We start from the raw sequence: 17,410 nt of genomic DNA, 5'->3' as shown, positions 1-17,410 counted from the left end.
TTTTGGAGGGGAGGTTGAGGAGGAGGTTTTTGGTGGTAAAAAAAATGCTCCGGGTGTTTTGCCCGGAGCTTTAATTTGACGCGTCCGCGTCACAGCTATTTTTGATGGAGCAACCCAGTTAGGCGATACTAACTGAAGGTTTCCATGAATATACTGTAGATTCCATGAATACCTCCTTTTCTTTGATGAGTTATGAAGTTAAGTAATTTTTACGTTTCAACAAAGCCCCACTTTTGTGTCATTTTAATACAAAGAAGGCGCTTTTACTTTTGGTAAATTCGGTAAAAGCGTCTCTCTTTTAATCAATAACTAAAAACCTTTTAGTAATCAAATATTAAAAACTTTTCAGTAATCAATAATTAAAAAAAGGGGTTAGTAATCAACAATTTAAAGTCTTTTTAGTAATCAATTATTAAAAGGTTGTATTTATAGTGAGCTCCTTCCATTCACTGATCTCATCGAGAATGCTTTGCAACTTCTCTGGTACTAGCTCTGCAGCATCTTTACCAATTAAGAAATTCAATGGTGGATGATCACTCTTTGCCATTTCAATAATAGCTGCTACCCCTTTTTCAGGATCGCCGGGTTGCTTACCATCGAGGTCTGCATGCCATTGAATAGAATCCTTTACAGATTGGTATTTACTTTCTGTTACACTCAGATCAGCACCCAGGAAGTTGGTTCTGAAATAACCTGGTAATACAACGGTGGCTTTCACACCAAATTCTTTGATCTCTTCTCGCAGGCCTTCTGTCAATCCAACTACTGCGAATTTAGTAGAGCAGTAGATCGCCCATCCTGGGAAACCTCCAAGCATACCGGCTACAGACGCGATATTGATAATATGGCCAGAGCGTTGCTCACGCAAATGCGGCATTACCTGTCTGATTACATTCAGTAAACCAAAGACGTTTATATTGAAATTTTCTCTGGCGTCTTTATCACTTACTTCTTCTAATGCACCTACTTGCCCGTATCCGGCATTGTTTACGACTACATCTATTTTACCAAATGTGCTGATCGTCTTTTCTATTGCGGCCTTTACACTTTCTTCTGAAGTAAGTGATACCGTGAGCGGCAGGAAATCATTTCCAGAAAATTCGCCTAAGGAAGCTGCATCACGTGAGGTGGCTGCTACTTTATAGCCTTTTGCTAATAACTGGGAGACTAAGATGCGGCCAAAACCTTTGGAGGCACCTGTTACAAACCATACTCTATTCATATAATAATAGGTTGATTGTGTTAAAGATTCGGGGATTTGAAAGCGGATGTTAATAATCTGTTGATTGTGTTAAGGATTCAGTGGCTTTGAAAGCTGCTGTCAGTAATCAGTTGACTTCGCTAATGATTCAGCCCTTTTGAAAGCTCCTATCAATAATCTGTTGACTTCGTTAAGGATTCAGTGGCTTTGAAAGCTGCTGTCAATTGTTCCATCTTATTCAGGCCCCGCTGATAAGCATCACTGCCTAATAAAAGGTACACTGGCGGTTCCGGCATATTTACCAATTGCATCATTGTTGCCGCAGCCTTTTCCGGATCACCAGCCTGTTCTCCATCCATGCCGGCATACTTTGCATGAGAATTCCTGATCGCAGTATAATCAGCAATTGGCGTATCTGTCATCACTAATGACTCAGCAGTGAGGAAACTGGTGCGGAATGCACCTGGTGCTACAAGGGTAACATGTATGCCGAACTCTTTTACATCTTGTGCCAAAACATCTGTCAAACCTGTAATGGCATATTTAGTTGCTGCATAAACAGACCAACCGGTATTCCCTGTTATACCAGCAATAGAAGATATATTAATGATATGCCCGCTTCTTTTTTGACGCATGAAAGGCAATACATGCCTGATCACATTCAGCGTACCAAATACATTGATATCAAAGCTGGTGCGCGTCACCGCATCAGATAATTCTTCTATACTGCCACCGATGCCATAACCGGCATTGTTTACAGCTACATCTATCTGTCCGAATTTGTCAACGGTAGATTGAATAGCGCTTGCTACGCTCCTGTCATCAGACAGATCTACCTCTAAAGGGAGGAAGTTACTATTATCATTGCCCACAGCTGCTGCTAAAGCCGCAGCATTGCGGGAGGTAGCTGCCACAGACTGGCCAGCCGCAAGTAATTGCTTTACCAAACTTAGGCCTAATCCTTTGGAGGCTCCTGTTACAAACCAGGTCTTTTTGTTGTCCATATCTTGCTCGTTTTGATAGGACAAAATTAGATTATGCAGGGTTGCTGATTATTACAAGGTTCAAACCATTGGTTACAAAATTCAAACAACGAGGCATGAGGTGGTTAAAAGCATCAAATAGTGCGGTAACGAGAAGACGTATTTATGGAATACTTTTTAAAGATATTCTATAAAACATGATATCAGGAGGATGTACTGCTGGCATACCTCTTAAAGATATTTTATACAAACCGGGTAAGAAGAAAAGGTAAATTATATTTATATTTCTTAAAGGTGTTTTATACCACCCGATAAGAAGACAAAACTACGGTTATGCCTCTTAAAGGTGTTTTATACAACCCGATAAGAAGACAAAACTACGGTTATGCCTCTTAAAGCTGCTTTATACAACCCGATAAGAAGAAGGCGTACTACTTGTATGTTTTTTAAAGAAATTATTAAAGTGTGCCGGTTCCTCAAAGCCAAGACTATAACTAATCTCCGCAATGTTCCAGTTAGTATGTTTCAGCAGCGCTTTAGCTTCGCCCAGTAATCGTTCTGCAATATGATCAGTAGTCGTCTTGCCAGTAGTCTCCCGGATGGCCCTATTCAGGTGGTTTACATGGACCGCCAGTTTATCAGCAAAATCCCGGGCAGAGCGCAAAGTGAAGCGTTGGTGAGGTGTTTCTATTGGAAATTGTCTTTCCAACAGTTCGGTGAAGATCGCTGTAATGCGGGCATTTGCATCTGTATGCTGGTAAAGCATTTCTGATGGCTGCATTTTCAGGGCATAATGAATCATCTCTGTAACATAGTTGCGCAGCAGGTCGTACTTATATTTATAATCAGAGTTGATTTCTTCCAGCATCTTTTTAAAGATGGCGCTCACATGCTTATCCTGGGTTTTGTTTAGCATGTAGGCAGGTTTACTGCCCAGCGCAAACATAGGAAGTTCATTGATATTGGTACGTAATGATTCCGTGAAAAAGGATTCTTTGAAGATGCAAAAGTAGCCAGCCCTTTCATTCTGTAAGGATTCGTAAGTATAAGGTACATTGGGATTGAAGAACATCAATGCGGTCCCGTCTGCTTCGATACTTTTATCTGCGTAATGATAGACGGTACGGCCCCTGATCAGGCTGATTTTATAAAAATCCCTGCGGGCGTAGTGGATGGGTGTAGCGCCTGGGCTTAAGGTATCTTCTATCCGGAATACATTAAAATGCCCGATATCCTGTTTCAGGTTATCAGGTAGCCAGTTAAATTTATGCTGGTAGAATTCTTCGAGTGTTTCCCTGTTTGCCATGGGGCGAAGTTACGAAATTCAAACAGATTCGATGATACTTTGCATTTAGGGGTATTCTGGTAAGGTTTGAAGCTTTGACAAAAGCGAAACCGGGAATACCGGCTTCCAGGTCTTTGAGAGCTTTTAATGTACTGGCGCCAAGGCCACTTAATCTTCCTTGTTTGTAATATAATAGAAAATGAGCCGCCAATACGGCAGGCTCAATTTTCCTGTACATCCCTAAAATCTCACACGTTGCTAGTGTGAGTTGTGTATCGTCTGTCAACTTCCAACTTCGATCAGGTTCTGGCTTTTTGCCCCAGTACCAGGTTGTTTTGTCATCTTTTAAATTGTCAAACTCCCAGGCACTCCCCCATGCATCGCCGATGGCTCCTCCGATAATACAGGCTTTAAATCGATCTGCTATTTGCATAGTTTATAATCTCGGATCTACTGGTTCAATTTTCAGTGTCAATACACTAAATATTTATTGATATTCTTTGCGCAACAGTCCTTATAACCTAAGATCTACTAATTCACTGTAAAAGGACAATACTCCAAATACGTATTGCCCCTCATTGCTCAGTGGTCCTTACAATCTTGGATCTACTGGTTCACTCTCCAACGCCAACACCCCAAACACACATTGATGCACTTTCGTCAACGGTGCCTTCGCCACAAACCTTTCCAACGCTTCTACCCCAAGTGCAAACTCCTTCTGCGCTAATATACGCTTCGTACTCAACCCCCTTTCTTTCAATCGGGTCAGGTTCTTCTCCAACGTATACTCAGGACCATAAATAATTCGCAAATACTCCCTTCCTCTTACCTTGACTGCCGGCTGCACAAAGAACTTATCATTCATAGTGATGAAATTATATGGTTTTACAACCATCCCCTCTCCTCCATTATTCGTCATTCCTTCCCACCATTTGATCACCTCTGCCAAACTGCTATCATCCCCCAATTCTACCACTCTATATTTAGTAGCAATGATAGGATTCCCCTCACCACCTGCAAACGCCGCCAACTGCTCCATATGCCACTCATGGTCCTTGTCAAAATAGGTATTGCCTTCTGTCGCCAACAAATGGAATGGCGCCAGCTGGTAATCTTCCATACCATTTACTTCCCAGCAATATTGTCTATAGGCCGTAGCAAACTGATCGACCATCACCGCCCTCTCCCTATACTCTCTCAGCAAAGGCAATGCAGCAGGATTAGTAGCTGCTTTTTCCAAACTCGCTACTGCTCCTTCCATCGCATATCTGCCGGCAGCACCTGTCGCTCCATATTGATTACGAAGTAACTGCTGCGCCTTGAGGTTCCATGGCATGAGCTCACAATCCAGCACCATCCAGTCCGTATTGAAAGCTTCCCATCCACCACGCGCTGTGATCACATCAGCGATCTTTTTCAGAAAAGCCTGCTCTATGACCTCATCATCAAAAAATACACGACCAGTACGGGTATAGACAATCCCAATGCTATCCTCCTGTATACCAAAGCGTCGTTTTACCACTTCCGGCTCCTTACACACCACCACCACCGCACGTGATCCCATGTGTTTCTCTTCGCAAATGACCTTGCTTACCCCTTCACCTATAAAATACTTAAACGCCTCACCAGGATGTTCCAGATAATCAGGCAAAGGACTGGTGGCAGTTGGAGACATTGTAGGAGGCAGGTACACCAGCCACTTAGGATTCACTCCCCAACGGCTTATGATCTCCAACGCTGATGCGGCATTGCCTTCACGGATCCCGATCCTTTTCATCAATCGGGTGTCCACTAATTGTTTGCCAATGACATCACTGATATCAAGTACATTATCATGCTCCTGCTGTAAGCTCAACTCATTCATTGACTCCTGGATCGGCCTTGATGGCACCGCATATTCCTGCGCTGCAGGTACGCTCACCAATTCCCTTTCAGGATAACGCAAAGCCGTGAGACTTCCGCCGAATACACAACCCGAATCTATATCTATTGTATTGTTAAACCATTCAGGACGTATCACTGGTGTATGCCCATACACCACGGCTGCTTTACCATTGTAATTAGCCGCCCAGTTATACCGCACAGGCAATCCAAATTCATCTGTTTCGCCGGTGGTCTCACCGTACAGACAAAATTCTCTCACTGCCCCGGAACCTCTGCCCTGCATGGTCTCCTTGAGACCCGCATGCGCTACCACCAGGTTACCATGATCGAGGACGTAGTGACTCACCAATCCATCCAGGAACACTTTTACTTTTTCTATCCATTCAGGATCGGCGCCTTCCAGCTGTGCCGCCGTACGTTCCAATCCATGCTGCAACTGTACATTTTTACCATTCAGGTATTTGAGCAGTTTGTTGTCGTGGTTACCCGGTACACAGAGTGCCCCCATTTCTGCTGTCGCCTGCATCACCAATTTCAATACTGCTGGTGAAGCAGGCCCTCTATCGACCAGATCACCAAGGAATACGATCTTTCTACCATTGGTCGCTGTGATGCGATGAGCTTCTTTATCGACGCTGTGACCAAGGTTAGTGAGCAGTGTACACAGCTCGTCATAACAACCATGTACGTCACCGATAATATCGAAAGGCCCTTCCTCCTGCTTCAGGTCATTGTAGAGTGGTTCTCTTATTATTTCGGTAATGCTGTCTACCGATTCCGGGGTACGGAATTCAAAATGCCTCCTGAATCCTTCTTCCCTGATTTTGTGAACACCGCTTTTCAGGGCAGCCATCTGGCTCTTGATCACACGGGGTGGCAGGTTTCTGTCAGTACGGGTTCTATTCCTGTCCTGACATACCCGGTCTGACATATTCAATATGATCGCAACGGGCAGTATGTGGTATTCTCTTGCCAGTGCCACCAGTTGCTTTCTGTATTGTGCATTTACATTGGTCGCATCTACGACCGTGAGCAGGCCTCTCTTCAGCCTTTTGGCAATGATGAAGTGCAACAGTTCAAATGCATCTTCGGATATATCGGGTGTATTTTCATCATTGCTGAGCATCAACCTGCAGGCGTCACTGCTGACGATCTCTGAAGGCCTGAACCATTTTTTTGCAAAAAAACTTTTCCCTGATCCTGATGCGCCTACTAATACTACCAGGGAGAGTTCCGGAAAATTTAATGTCATAATTCGTTATTGTTTAGAGAATACAACCATCTGGCTGGGTGCGCCTACTGCTTCGATCTCCTCTCCCAGTGGCTTTATTTCATAAGTATATTTATATGCGTCACGGATGTGCTCACACCATGCCTGGAATTCCTCGCGGGTCCATTCAAATCGGTGATCACTGTGTCGCTTCATTGTTTCATCTTCTGTAAAGGTGATGTTCCAATCCTTGTTGGGCGTGGTAAGCACGATGGTATCAGGTAGTATCTCATTGAATACATTCTTTTCCAATGCCAGCAGCCTATCTTCGTCCAGGTGTTCGATCACCTCTACCAGCGTTGCTACTTCGTAACCCTGTAAACGCCTGTCCCTGTAAGTGAGGGAGCCATGCAGCAGGTTAATACGTTTACGCTGTGTGTCGATCATCTTGTCCAGCTTGAGTCTTCTGGCAGCAACTTCAAGACTACGTGAAGATACGTCCATACCTGTGATGCGTTGCAGCTGTTTATTTTCCAGCAACAGTTTTATGAGACGACCTTCCCCACAACCCAGATCTACGACAGATCTGACCTGTAGACGGGCGATTTCGTCGCTGACAGCTTTCAATCTTATATCATGTAGGGTTTGTTTGGATTCTTTTTCAACTACAGGAGTATCTTCCGATACGGTGATTGCTGCCAATGCTTCGTTGGAGAGTTTTTGCTGATAACGGAGGTAACGGCGAACAATCAGTTCTTTGGCAGGATGCTCTTCCAGCCAGCCTTTCCCTTTGTTCATGAGTTTTGTGATCTCTTCCTCATTTACCCAGTAGTGCTTTTCATTGTCCATTACAGGAATGAGCACGTATAAGTGGGAGAGCAATGCCTGCAGGGTAACGGTATTTTTCAGGGTGACTGTAAAATACCGGCTTTCGCCCCATTCGGGAAAATGCGGATCCAGCGGGTGTTGGATAGCAGTCAGTTCATAGCCCAGCGGAAGAAAGAGTTGTTGCAATACTTCTTCGCCACCTTTTACTGAGAGGACGGAAAGTTGTACTTCGAGTTGCAGGGGGATGCTCACCAGTTCTGGTTTTGCTTTACAATTTCCGTTCAATGCGGAGCTAAATCCCTTAGAGATGGCACTGGTCATGAAAGAAGAGGCAACATAGGGGCGGTCATTTACATATTGATCCAATGCAAAGGGGTTGCCATCACTGTTCCTGACTAGTCCGACGGGGTCCATATCCAGCAATATTGCGCAGGTACATCTTTCATCGCTAACTTCCGGGTAGAAGACGTGGGCTTTACCGTTTACTACCTCGACAGATTGTACTTTGCCGGGGTGCTTGTGTAACAGAAACCCAAGGTCAGTGGCGGGGTAGCGTGAGTTGGTGATAGTTAATAACATATTTGCAATATAAATTATGTTGGCAAATATCTGAAGGATGTGTGAAGGGTATTTGCGCAGGAGAGAAAAATTTGAAGGAGATAAAAAAGCGGGCATTTCAATGAATGCTTCACATTCATTGAAATGCCCGCTGAATAATCCTGAATTAACCTAAGTTTAGTTATAAGGCGTGATCGTCACCTTGCCTTCTAACCCGGAAGGCTGTATACTCCAATTAGAAGCATCAAAATCTTTATAATTAATATTGACGAAATTAATTTCATGATATTGCCGCCATGGTATATGATGCCGATCCATATACCTGATATGATTAGCCATGAGGTTCGCCACTTCTATACGAATATCATTTTTTCCTGCACGCAGGTATTTGCCGATCCTAAGTGTAAATGGAATGCTCCACATGATACCCGCATCCTGTCCATTGATCCAGATATGCGCACTTTCATTCACTTTGTCAAATTGCAAAAGATATTCTCTGGAATTTTTTGCCGGTAACAGAAGACTTGTTGTGTATATCCCTATTCCGGAGAATGAAGTAACAGCAGTATCTGGTAATGTAGTCCAGTCCACTAAGCTATCCAATTTTACAGCAGGCGGAATGAACGGTCCGCCATCTTTGAATTCCAATTGCCATGGACCTTGCAGCGTAAGCGGTTTGCCAGCATTTTCAAGGTATCTCCATGCCGCATAGCTTCCCTTGGAAGCCCCACCTTCTGCCTTTAGGATAATTGATTCTCCCGATGCCAGTTGTAATTTCAAATGAGTAGTACTATCTGTATTCTCTATCTGCGCAAGACCAGTATCACCATGCAATGGATCCAGCATAAAGACACGTGATACACGGCGATTGACAGGAATAGACCGGTCAATTTTATTAGCCGTATGATTCACGATATAATAATAAGTATCCTCCCCATCCTTCCTGCGAATGAATTTCAATCCTGCATCTGTAAGCGCTTCACGGCGAATTCCAATTGAATGTAAGGCCCCTTCTACATCAGCAGTAATAATGATATTCTTCCTGCCTGCTAATGACTTCAACAATAATTGAAATTCTTTTCTACGCGTACCCAGCTCATTCATACCCGGTACATCCTCTGGCAATGCCAGAAAGATCACAGGAGTTCCATGCTGCGCAAGCGCAATAATCTTTTGCAATGTAGTCAGGGGCATCAAATGCGCCTTCGGAATTATCAATGCTTTGTAACCATTGGTTTTGGCTATCCAATTATCCGACACAAAATCCAGTGTATACCCTCTGCCATGCAAATTCATTACCTGTTTATAAAAATCCGTCGGATACAACCACTTATCTATATGATGTACTGACAATGGCATTTCCATCCCCTCCGCATCATTCCATATGTCATACACCGGCCAGTACACCAACAAATCATTATCCGGCTTGCCTGCCTGTAGTACTGACTGCACGCGGGTTATATACTCATTCAATCCGGGCAGATGCGACCACCAGCTATTAGCAGGTACAAAATTCACAGATGCATAAAACAACCACCCGGGAAAAGGCACCTTCTTCGGAGAATACGTAGTACCATGATAAAATACATGATTTACGCCAGCCAGAAAAGCCTGCTCCACTTCTGGTTTACATTGTGACAACGATGTTTTGAAATGCTCTGTCAACCATGTAAATGTCTCGCTTGAAATAAGCGGATGACCCGCTATATGACCCGCTGATGTAGCAAACTGCATCATTATCGGATCAGGACTTACATTTCTGATATCCGCACTATCCCTCCGTAAACCCGGAATTGGAAAATAGGTAGAGCCAAATGTCTCACACTCCGGAATATCCACTGTTGCATATAAATCAATCAGATTACCCGGTGATCCATGGGCCTGGTTTTTAGTGATACGATGATAATCATGCGCCCACTGTGTCCATGGCTTTGTAAAATTATCCAACAGCAACTCCGCCATCGTTTCCCTGTAATCTGATTTGATCCGGGCAATGGTATCTGAGCTCCTATTATCTGTGAACTCACGAATAAAACGAGTTAAATCGTACCCCCTTCGACGCTTAAACTCTGGTAAAAATGAAGGCGTCCAGTCAGCCCCATATACCTCATAACTATCATTATAAAATGCCCGAATATCGGGGACCTCTTGTTGGAAAGCATTATCAAAACGATGCAGGTATAATTGAACTGCCTCCCCCGATAAATGGTCAAGGGTATAACCCTCCCCTCCGGGCGCCGCACGTTTTACTTTCTGTTTCGTATGACTGCTGTACAATGCATAGACCGTGAGATTGCCTGCGGGATGCTCCCAATGGAGATGCCCATCCTGCACTTTGTCTATAATAGGAACAGGTGTAACTCCTTGATAAGCTACCAAGGCCTGCAAAGTACCGATACCCGTATCGATTTTTTCAGGAACCGTTGATAACACCCGCACCTCCATCTTCGCCGCTGCATGCGCCAAATCTATCTGTGGCCCGCCAAAAGGCCAGCCAGTGCCAGTAGTGAGGTCTACTCCCATATGTAACCGGGTCGCCTGCGTAGTCGTTATTTTCAATAAATGTATCCATTGCGGAGACAAAAAATCCACATACTTTGACTCAAACCCTTTCGCCCCATAGATAGGTGCGATTTCCACCCCACCAAAACCTACCTGATTATAAGTTGTCAATGCATTCGTCAGCCCCACACTATCTACAGCACTCCCCATCCACCACCAGCGGGTCCAGGGTTTGGTTTCCTTGTGAACAGAAGGCCATACAGGGTAAGTCCCCTTAAAATCCGGGTGTTGCGCAGTTGCCTTTAAGCCGCAAAGAAGCAGGCCAATGGTAGCCAGCCGGTAAATACGTGGATGCATATATAGTTTATTTCTCGGTATCAGACCAGTCAAATTCCTTGTTTTCGGCCGGGGTTTTCGCCTTTGCCATGATAGCTTTCAGGCTCTTTACTTTTGCCGGGTTTTCGGCAGCAAGGTCTTTTGTCTCTCCAATATCGTCAACTATATTGTACAATTCAAATCTTTCCCCCTTTCCTTTATATTTAAACCGGATTAATTTCCAGTCCCCCTGCAATACGGCTTCCTGGATATACCCTTCGTTAAACTGCCAGTATAAATAATCATGCACTTTGTCCGGCTTTTTATCTTCCAGTGCCGAAGCGTAGTTCAGGCCATCTATACCATGCAGGGTCTTTGACTTTGTCAATGCGCTGAATGTAGGCAGGATATCCCAAAACGCCCATTCCTCATCACTCACCTTCCCGGCAGGAATATGCCCCGGCGCACGCACCAGCAAAGGCACCCGGATCCCTCCTTCGTACAGATCACGCTTCAGCCCCTTCAACGGACCATTGCTGTTAAAGTACTCAGGATCAGCACCTCCCTCTTTGTGAGGACCATTATCACTGGTAAAGAAGATGTAAGTATTGTCATCCAACCCTAATTGTTTGATAAGTGCCTGAATCTGACCCACATTCTGATCCAGTTTGGTAACCATGGCTGCAAATGCAGCATGCGGATTTTGCTGACTACGATAAGTGCCCCCATTCTGTGCATACGGTGTTTCAGGCCCCAGTTTAGAGCTACCATCTGGGTTCAGCCATTGCTGCAGGTCCTTTTTGGGAGGATCCAGTTCGGCATGCGGCACTGTAATAGAAAGATATAAAAAGAACGGTTTGTCCTTATTTTCATTGATAAATGAATAAGCATGCTCCATAATCTCATCGTGGGTATACACGGTGGTATCATGTTTTATCTTACTGATCTTACCGGCTTTCACCTGATAGAGGTAGTTCGTATAATAATCATGTGCATGCCCCTGATTGAGGTAGCCATAAAATTCGTCGAAGCCTTTAATCTCTGGTGAACCCGTCGTTCCCATTTCGCCTAAGCCCCATTTTCCAAACATACCGGTGGCATAGCCATTTTGCTGCAACACCTGAGCCAGGGTGCTATCCTGCGGCCGTAATGGCAACCGGGTATTACCCCTAATATAGGAATGCCCCATATTCTTGCCCGTTAGTAAGGCACAACGACTGGGTGCACATACCGTATTGCCGGAATAAAAGCGGGTAAACCGAATTCCCTCTGTCCCCAGGTTATCAATATTAGGCGTGGGAATCGGGCTCCTGGGGTTAAAAGATGTGAGGTTCCCATAGCCCAGATCATCTGCCAGGATAAATATGATATTTGGTCGGTCCGAATGTTTCTTTTGCTGTGCCATGGCGGTTATGGAGGTGGTAAGCAACCACCCTGACAACAGGATCCTGTAAAAGCGACGTTGCATAGTTTCTTATTTTCTGGTGACTAATGTACAAAAACCTACCAAATCGATAGACTAATAATTTATGAGCGGTTACCCCCCAGAATTGTAAATAATTTGATTAGAAAGGTACCGTATCAGATACTTTTTTTATATTTGATATATTTTCGTTTCAATTGTCTTAAATTCATATCGCCCTCAGTGTCAAGGTTTATAGAGGTTATGTGAATGATTTAAATCAATAGAAAATGATGGTGAGATACTATGCAATATTTGGAGATGGAAGTTACAGTCCTTTACATTCACTGGAATCAATTTCCATACTCCCGGAATATTCCTACATACTGATGACAACGGATACACTGAAACCAAACGGCTATGTGGAATCTACGACTTATCAATTTGTAGACAAAAAAGGAGATGTGGAATTGCTTCGGATCAACAACTGGGAATTGCTGTACATCAGTCCATGGACGCATAGTTCCGACGGTCTACGCTACTGCCTGTACAATCATATGACCAAAACTGCCCACGAGTTTTTTGGCGAAGAAACAGGCCTTCACTTTTTTAAACACGATCTGTTTCCAAAACTCAGAGAGCTATCCATTATCTCCGATTACAATCAATACTTACTTAGTGAGAAAGTAGATCTGCTGGAGGTGGAGCTGACTGAGTTAAGTAGAAGACTGTATGAACTGGAAAAGGTGCTGCGGAAGTAAAGTTGATCCTTTCGGAATCAAAAGCTCATATCTGCCAGCAGATTCGTATCCGGATCCAACCAAATACCGGCAGGCTTTGTCACTGCTGGTATTATGACGGTGGTAATCTTATCTTTCACTAATATTGTCTGCACAGGCTTTGATTTATCCAGCGTATATTCCAGCGGAAACTCAAACAAAGGTGTCTGCTGTTGAATCACTTCCAACTTTACCGCATGAGTATTTTCATTATAACTCATGTTCACCTGCAGCTTCGGTATAGCTGTCGTATATAACCATTGCGTAAAGAAGCCTTTCAGATCCTGCCCACTTATTTTCTCCATCTCCTTTCTGAAATCATCTGTACTTGCATTGCGCCCGTTATAGTCTTTAAAATACTGGCGAATACCTTTCCAGAAAAGCTCATCCCCCAACTTTCTTCTTAACATATGTAATACCCACCCTCCTCTTTCATAGCTATTCGCATTCAGCAACTGCATGTAATTACTATGTACGGTCGTATCTACTACAGGTGTCTTTCTATTTTTTGTAAATTCAATGATCTTCGCCTTGTCTTCTTTCAAAGAAGCCCGAAGGGTATCCACCCCATAAGTATGCTCCATATATAACAGTGTCATATAAGTAGCAAAACCTTCGCTCAGCCATAAATGCCGCCAGTCTGTCTCTGTGATCGCATCGCCAAACCACTGATGGGCAATTTCATGCGCGAGTAAAGATTCCAGGCCGGGATATTCCGGTGAATTCTCTGCGTAAAAGATTGCACCGGCATTTTCCATTCCTCCAAAGATCGTCTTCGATTGAATATTCGCCAGCTTTTCAAACTGGAAAGGACCTACCTGCTGAATGAAATAAGGCAAAATATTCGTGGCCCTTGCATATCCCTGATGACTGGAATCTTCATGGAAAACATAACTGTAAACAGGGATCTTCCCTACATCGCCGGAATGCGTCACTGAAAAATCTGCTGCTGCAATAGCCATTACTTTTATAGGTAGTGGCACCTTCTCATCATATACAGTTCTCTTTAACTGACCAGGTAGATTGGTTGCTGAAACCCGCACACCATTTGCTACCACGGTATAATGATCAGGCGCAGTAACAGTAAACGTCGCCGTAGCCTTATCAGATGGGTGATCTATACAAGGTAGCCACTGATGCGCTCTGTCAGGCCAATGATCTGTAAAGAATGTTCTATCTCCGTATTTATTTTTAGAAATGAACAGGCCATCTTTGGGAATACCGGTATACACTACTGTATACGCTCCTTTATCACCTGCTTTCGCATTCACTTTTATATAGAGGGCATTAAAACCCTGTTCGTACTGCAACAATTTATTATCCGCATGCACCCCACTCACATTCATTCCCGCCAGATCAATCCTGAGGCGGGTTGTATTTTGCAAATACTTTACTGCAATCGTCACCTTCCCTTCTATCTGATTCGTCGTATCATTCAGCGTCAGATCAATATCATAATGCTGTACGTCTACCTGCTGAGCCTTCGCTCCTGTGAACCATAAGGTACACAGACAAAGAAAAAATCCATTCTTCATAATAGATAATTTATTCTCCCCAAACTGTTATCACTAAACTTCTCGCCCCGCCATAATCCCGGTGTTCACACAAGTAAATACCCTGCCATGTACCTAAATTAAACCGGCCATTGGTGACCGGTATCATCACCGAACTGCCCAACATCGCGGCTTTCAGGTGTGCTGGCATATCGTCCGGTCCTTCATCGTTGTGCTCGTAATCCGGGTCATTCTCAGGCACGGCTTTATTAAAGTAAGTTTCGAAATCTATTCTTACCGTTGGGTCAGCATTTTCATTGATGGTCAATGAAGCAGAAGTATGCTGGATAAATACCTGGCACATGCCCGTCTTCAACTCCCTTAGTTGCGGAATAGCCTGCAATACTTCGGAAGTGATCAGATGAAATCCACGGGCTCTGGCGCGTAGTTGTATCGATGCCTGGTACATTTTCATGCACCGAAATTAAGTTATTACTACTTTACTTTTATATACTTCTCTATGATTTCATGATCTACACCTGCGCCCTCTACCTTTTCAATACCTTTCTGTATCAGGGTATCGCCATGTAGACTCACCCTAAAAGTAAAGACGCCCCCCTCCCAGTCTTTGTTATTATAAAAGTCAAGGTGTTCTGTATACTGGTCACCACTCAGCGTATACCGGCCTCCACCGGCATCGAAAGTACCGCCGTGGTTTAAGAAGGCAAAATGCGTGTCGTTGATTATCTTGATCATCTCCTGATCTTTGGTGTAGTCCGTTACAGTTGTATCGCCCTTGGCAATGGAGGCGTGAGATAAGAGTTTCCAGGTGCCATTTAACCAACTGGCGCTGGAATTTGATGCGGGCTGACAGGCAAATAATAACGTGGAAAAAAGCAATAAATATTTCATACTACAATATAATAAAAAGAGCCTGTATCAAGAAACACGATTACAAGCTCTTTTTAGAAAATTACTGCTTCAAATGCCGGATGATATGCTGCGTATAACTCACATCTTTTGTAATATTTCCATTTGCATCTGTATGATGATAACTACATCCAAACACAAACTCCATCATACCCGAACCCGGGAATGCAATCCTCAATGTATCGGCAATCTTCAACTCCTCTCCTGTAGGTGTAGCCTGGCCTGCAGTGATCGCACAACCCTGTCCAACACCTATTAATACATTTTTTACATCTCCAATCGCCGCACCGTAAGACTTTACAATACTCCGTACCTGTTTCGCTGAATTCCAGTAAGACATCGTCATTACATAATCAATATACTTGTTTGTACGTTTGATCTGCGCAATGTTATAATTGTTATAATCCACTACTGACAAGATCCTGCCTGTCTTTGAATCAGGTCCCAGATATTTACCCAAAGCAATTACGGCACTATCTATATTCTTCGTAGTCGCGCCATTATATTCCAGGTCCAGATCTACCCCATCCAGCTGCCATTTGTCCAGTGAGTCTTTTACGATCAGCGCCATTTTAGCCGCTTCTGTACCAGATAAATTGACCATATTGCCGGAGAAAGATGTACATACAATGCGGATACCCTTTTGCTGCAATGCATGTGCTTTCGTCAATACATCATTCCAATCGTTGTAACCAGATACTCCTCTGTGCTCAAATTCCCAGCTACCATCGGATGTTTTACCTATCCCAAGTGTAAATATATTCACCACATCCACGCTATCCGGAATAGCGTCCAAAGGCCCTACATCATTGCGGTCATAGCAGCAACCACCCCAGTATTCCACCATGAGCGGGCGGGCGGTCAAAGTATTAGGTGTATCGATATCCACCGGATTCGTAGTCGTCGTATGCTCCTTTTTACAATAGGCCATCAGGAAAATAAGGAAGAACAACAGTCGTGGAAAATTAACAGAATTACGTTTCATGGTACAGTACCTTTTTTGAATAAATAAAAAAGAGCTAACGCCAGCTTTATGCTGGTATTAGCTCTTATGCTTTGGAAAAAGAATTGTAACCAATGAAAACGCAACGCGCAAAATATTTATGCGAAGCGATTCAAAAAATTATTTTATAGGAATAGATTTTGTCTTTGTAACAATGTCATCTTCCGTGAGCTCACTATAATGTATAATCACATTCCCAGGTTTCTTCGGGTCTTTCTGAATCACCTTCACCCCCTGCTCCCACTGATTACAATGGGTAGAGATCACAGGCACCGCATTTATCCACTGCCCGTTTTTCAATGTAAATACATGGTAGCCACTCCAGCAGCTGGTCCACCATTGCGGGTTAATGCCAATCTCATCCTTCCCGTCATTATTAAGGTCACCCAGTATATCAACGCCTCCATTCAGACAGTTGACTAACCTGATTTCCGGAATTGCTTTATTTGAAAAACGGATATAAGAAGTACAACTATCATCCAGACAAGACATCTCCCGGGTAGTATCGATAGGCGCAGGCACCAGGTAAGCATATTCCTTTACACCGTCCCCATCCGCATCACAAAGTACGGCCCCTTTGGCCTTCCACTTTCTTTTCTCCACATTCGCATCTGTAGTAAGGTCGCTTTCGACGGTGATCTTCCACACATTGGCTATCTGATGAAATACGAGATAAGATGCATAGGTTTTAGTAGTACCATTGGTAGTAACCGCCTTGTCAAAACTACATTTCACATCGCCGTTATCCAGGGTTTCTGTTTTAACGGGGCCGGCAATCTGCTGATCTAAACCAGGGTACTTTTTAAAGATGGAAAGTTTGCCGGCAATGCAATCCTGCTTTTTCATTTTGGTGCCATAAAACAAAACTTCACTATCATAAAAAAAGGTGAGTGTTCCAATATCCTGTTTGTTGTTGGCTGTATTCCATTCAAGCACTAACGTAGCTGGATCTTTGGCCTGTTGGGCATTTGCGTAGTAATAAGACAGGCATAACAGGCAAAGGAGTAAACGAACGAAAAATTTCACTTGACTTAATT

14 protein-coding genes are annotated in these 17,410 nt (G+C 43.7%); 1 reads left to right on the top strand and 13 read right to left on the bottom strand.

What is annotated here, in order from left to right:
• Positions 1–412: 412 nt before the first annotated feature.
• The 8 genes from BW716_RS18295 to BW716_RS18260 form a co-directional block, all read right to left on the bottom strand.
• The gene (locus BW716_RS18295; RefSeq protein ID WP_083724600.1) at positions 413–1,222 is read right to left on the bottom strand and encodes an SDR family NAD(P)-dependent oxidoreductase; all 810 of its coding nucleotides are present in this window, start codon (positions 1,220–1,222) and stop codon (positions 413–415) included.
• A gap of 149 nt (positions 1,223–1,371) precedes the next feature.
• Positions 1,372–2,205, bottom strand: coding sequence for an SDR family NAD(P)-dependent oxidoreductase (locus BW716_RS18290; RefSeq protein ID WP_083724598.1), 834 nt, complete (start codon positions 2,203–2,205; stop codon positions 1,372–1,374).
• Between the two features lie 382 nt (positions 2,206–2,587).
• A complete protein-coding gene (locus BW716_RS18285; RefSeq protein WP_083724596.1) occupies positions 2,588–3,490 on the bottom strand; it encodes an AraC family transcriptional regulator in 903 nt (300 codons plus the stop codon).
• A complete protein-coding gene (locus BW716_RS18280; RefSeq protein WP_083724594.1) occupies positions 3,450–3,902 on the bottom strand; it encodes an ADP-ribosylglycohydrolase family protein in 453 nt (150 codons plus the stop codon). The genes BW716_RS18285 and BW716_RS18280 overlap by 41 nt, the downstream gene beginning before the upstream one ends.
• Before the next feature lie 159 nt (positions 3,903–4,061).
• Positions 4,062–6,605: a polynucleotide kinase-phosphatase gene (locus tag BW716_RS18275; RefSeq protein ID WP_083724592.1), complete on the bottom strand. Its 2,544-nt coding sequence runs from the start codon at positions 6,603–6,605 to the stop codon at positions 4,062–4,064.
• A gap of 6 nt (positions 6,606–6,611) precedes the next feature.
• A complete protein-coding gene (locus BW716_RS18270; RefSeq protein ID WP_083724590.1) occupies positions 6,612–7,970 on the bottom strand; it encodes a 3' terminal RNA ribose 2'-O-methyltransferase Hen1 in 1,359 nt (452 codons plus the stop codon).
• Between the two features lie 156 nt (positions 7,971–8,126).
• Positions 8,127–10,808: a glycosyl hydrolase gene (locus tag BW716_RS18265; RefSeq protein WP_083724588.1), complete on the bottom strand. Its 2,682-nt coding sequence runs from the start codon at positions 10,806–10,808 to the stop codon at positions 8,127–8,129.
• A 7-nt stretch (positions 10,809–10,815) separates the two neighbouring features.
• Positions 10,816–12,234, bottom strand: a complete 1,419-nt coding sequence (locus BW716_RS18260) for an arylsulfatase (protein ID WP_235643831.1) — start codon at positions 12,232–12,234, stop codon at positions 10,816–10,818.
• Positions 12,235–12,458: 224 nt separating this feature from the next.
• Here BW716_RS18260 and BW716_RS18255 point away from each other — a divergent pair, with 224 nt between their 5' ends.
• Positions 12,459–12,929 carry a hypothetical protein gene (locus tag BW716_RS18255; protein ID WP_083724586.1) on the top strand — a complete coding sequence of 157 codons (471 nt, stop codon included), beginning with the start codon at positions 12,459–12,461 and terminating at the stop codon, positions 12,927–12,929.
• Positions 12,930–12,946: 17 nt separating this feature from the next.
• Here BW716_RS18255 and BW716_RS18250 read toward each other — a convergent pair whose 3' ends face one another.
• The 5 genes from BW716_RS18250 to BW716_RS18230 all read right to left on the bottom strand — a co-directional run bounded on the left by BW716_RS18250 (position 12,947) and on the right by BW716_RS18230 (position 17,399).
• Positions 12,947–14,482 (bottom strand): M1 family metallopeptidase, encoded by a 1,536-nt coding sequence (locus tag BW716_RS18250; protein ID WP_083724584.1) that lies wholly within the window; start codon positions 14,480–14,482, stop codon positions 12,947–12,949.
• Positions 14,483–14,492: 10 nt separating this feature from the next.
• Positions 14,493–14,909 carry a secondary thiamine-phosphate synthase enzyme YjbQ gene (locus BW716_RS18245; protein ID WP_368677499.1) on the bottom strand — a complete coding sequence of 139 codons (417 nt, stop codon included), beginning with the start codon at positions 14,907–14,909 and terminating at the stop codon, positions 14,493–14,495.
• A 26-nt stretch (positions 14,910–14,935) separates the two neighbouring features.
• Complete coding sequence (locus tag BW716_RS18240; RefSeq protein WP_083724580.1) at positions 14,936–15,352, bottom strand: hypothetical protein; 417 nt, start codon at positions 15,350–15,352, stop codon at positions 14,936–14,938.
• 61 nt (positions 15,353–15,413) lie between these two features.
• On the bottom strand, positions 15,414–16,355 hold the full coding sequence (locus tag BW716_RS18235) for a glycosyl hydrolase family 18 protein (RefSeq protein ID WP_083724578.1): 942 nt from the start codon (positions 16,353–16,355) through the stop codon (positions 15,414–15,416).
• A 138-nt stretch (positions 16,356–16,493) separates the two neighbouring features.
• Entirely contained in the window at positions 16,494–17,399 is a 906-nt protein-coding gene (locus BW716_RS18230) for a hypothetical protein (RefSeq protein WP_143708896.1), read from the bottom strand.
• Between the last annotated feature and the right edge of the window lie 11 nt (positions 17,400–17,410).

The organism is [Flexibacter] sp. ATCC 35208 (genome assembly GCF_001975825.1).
Classification (GTDB): Bacteria; Bacteroidota; Bacteroidia; order Chitinophagales; family Chitinophagaceae; genus Chitinophaga.
This window is presented reverse-complemented; position numbering and strand designations above follow the sequence as displayed.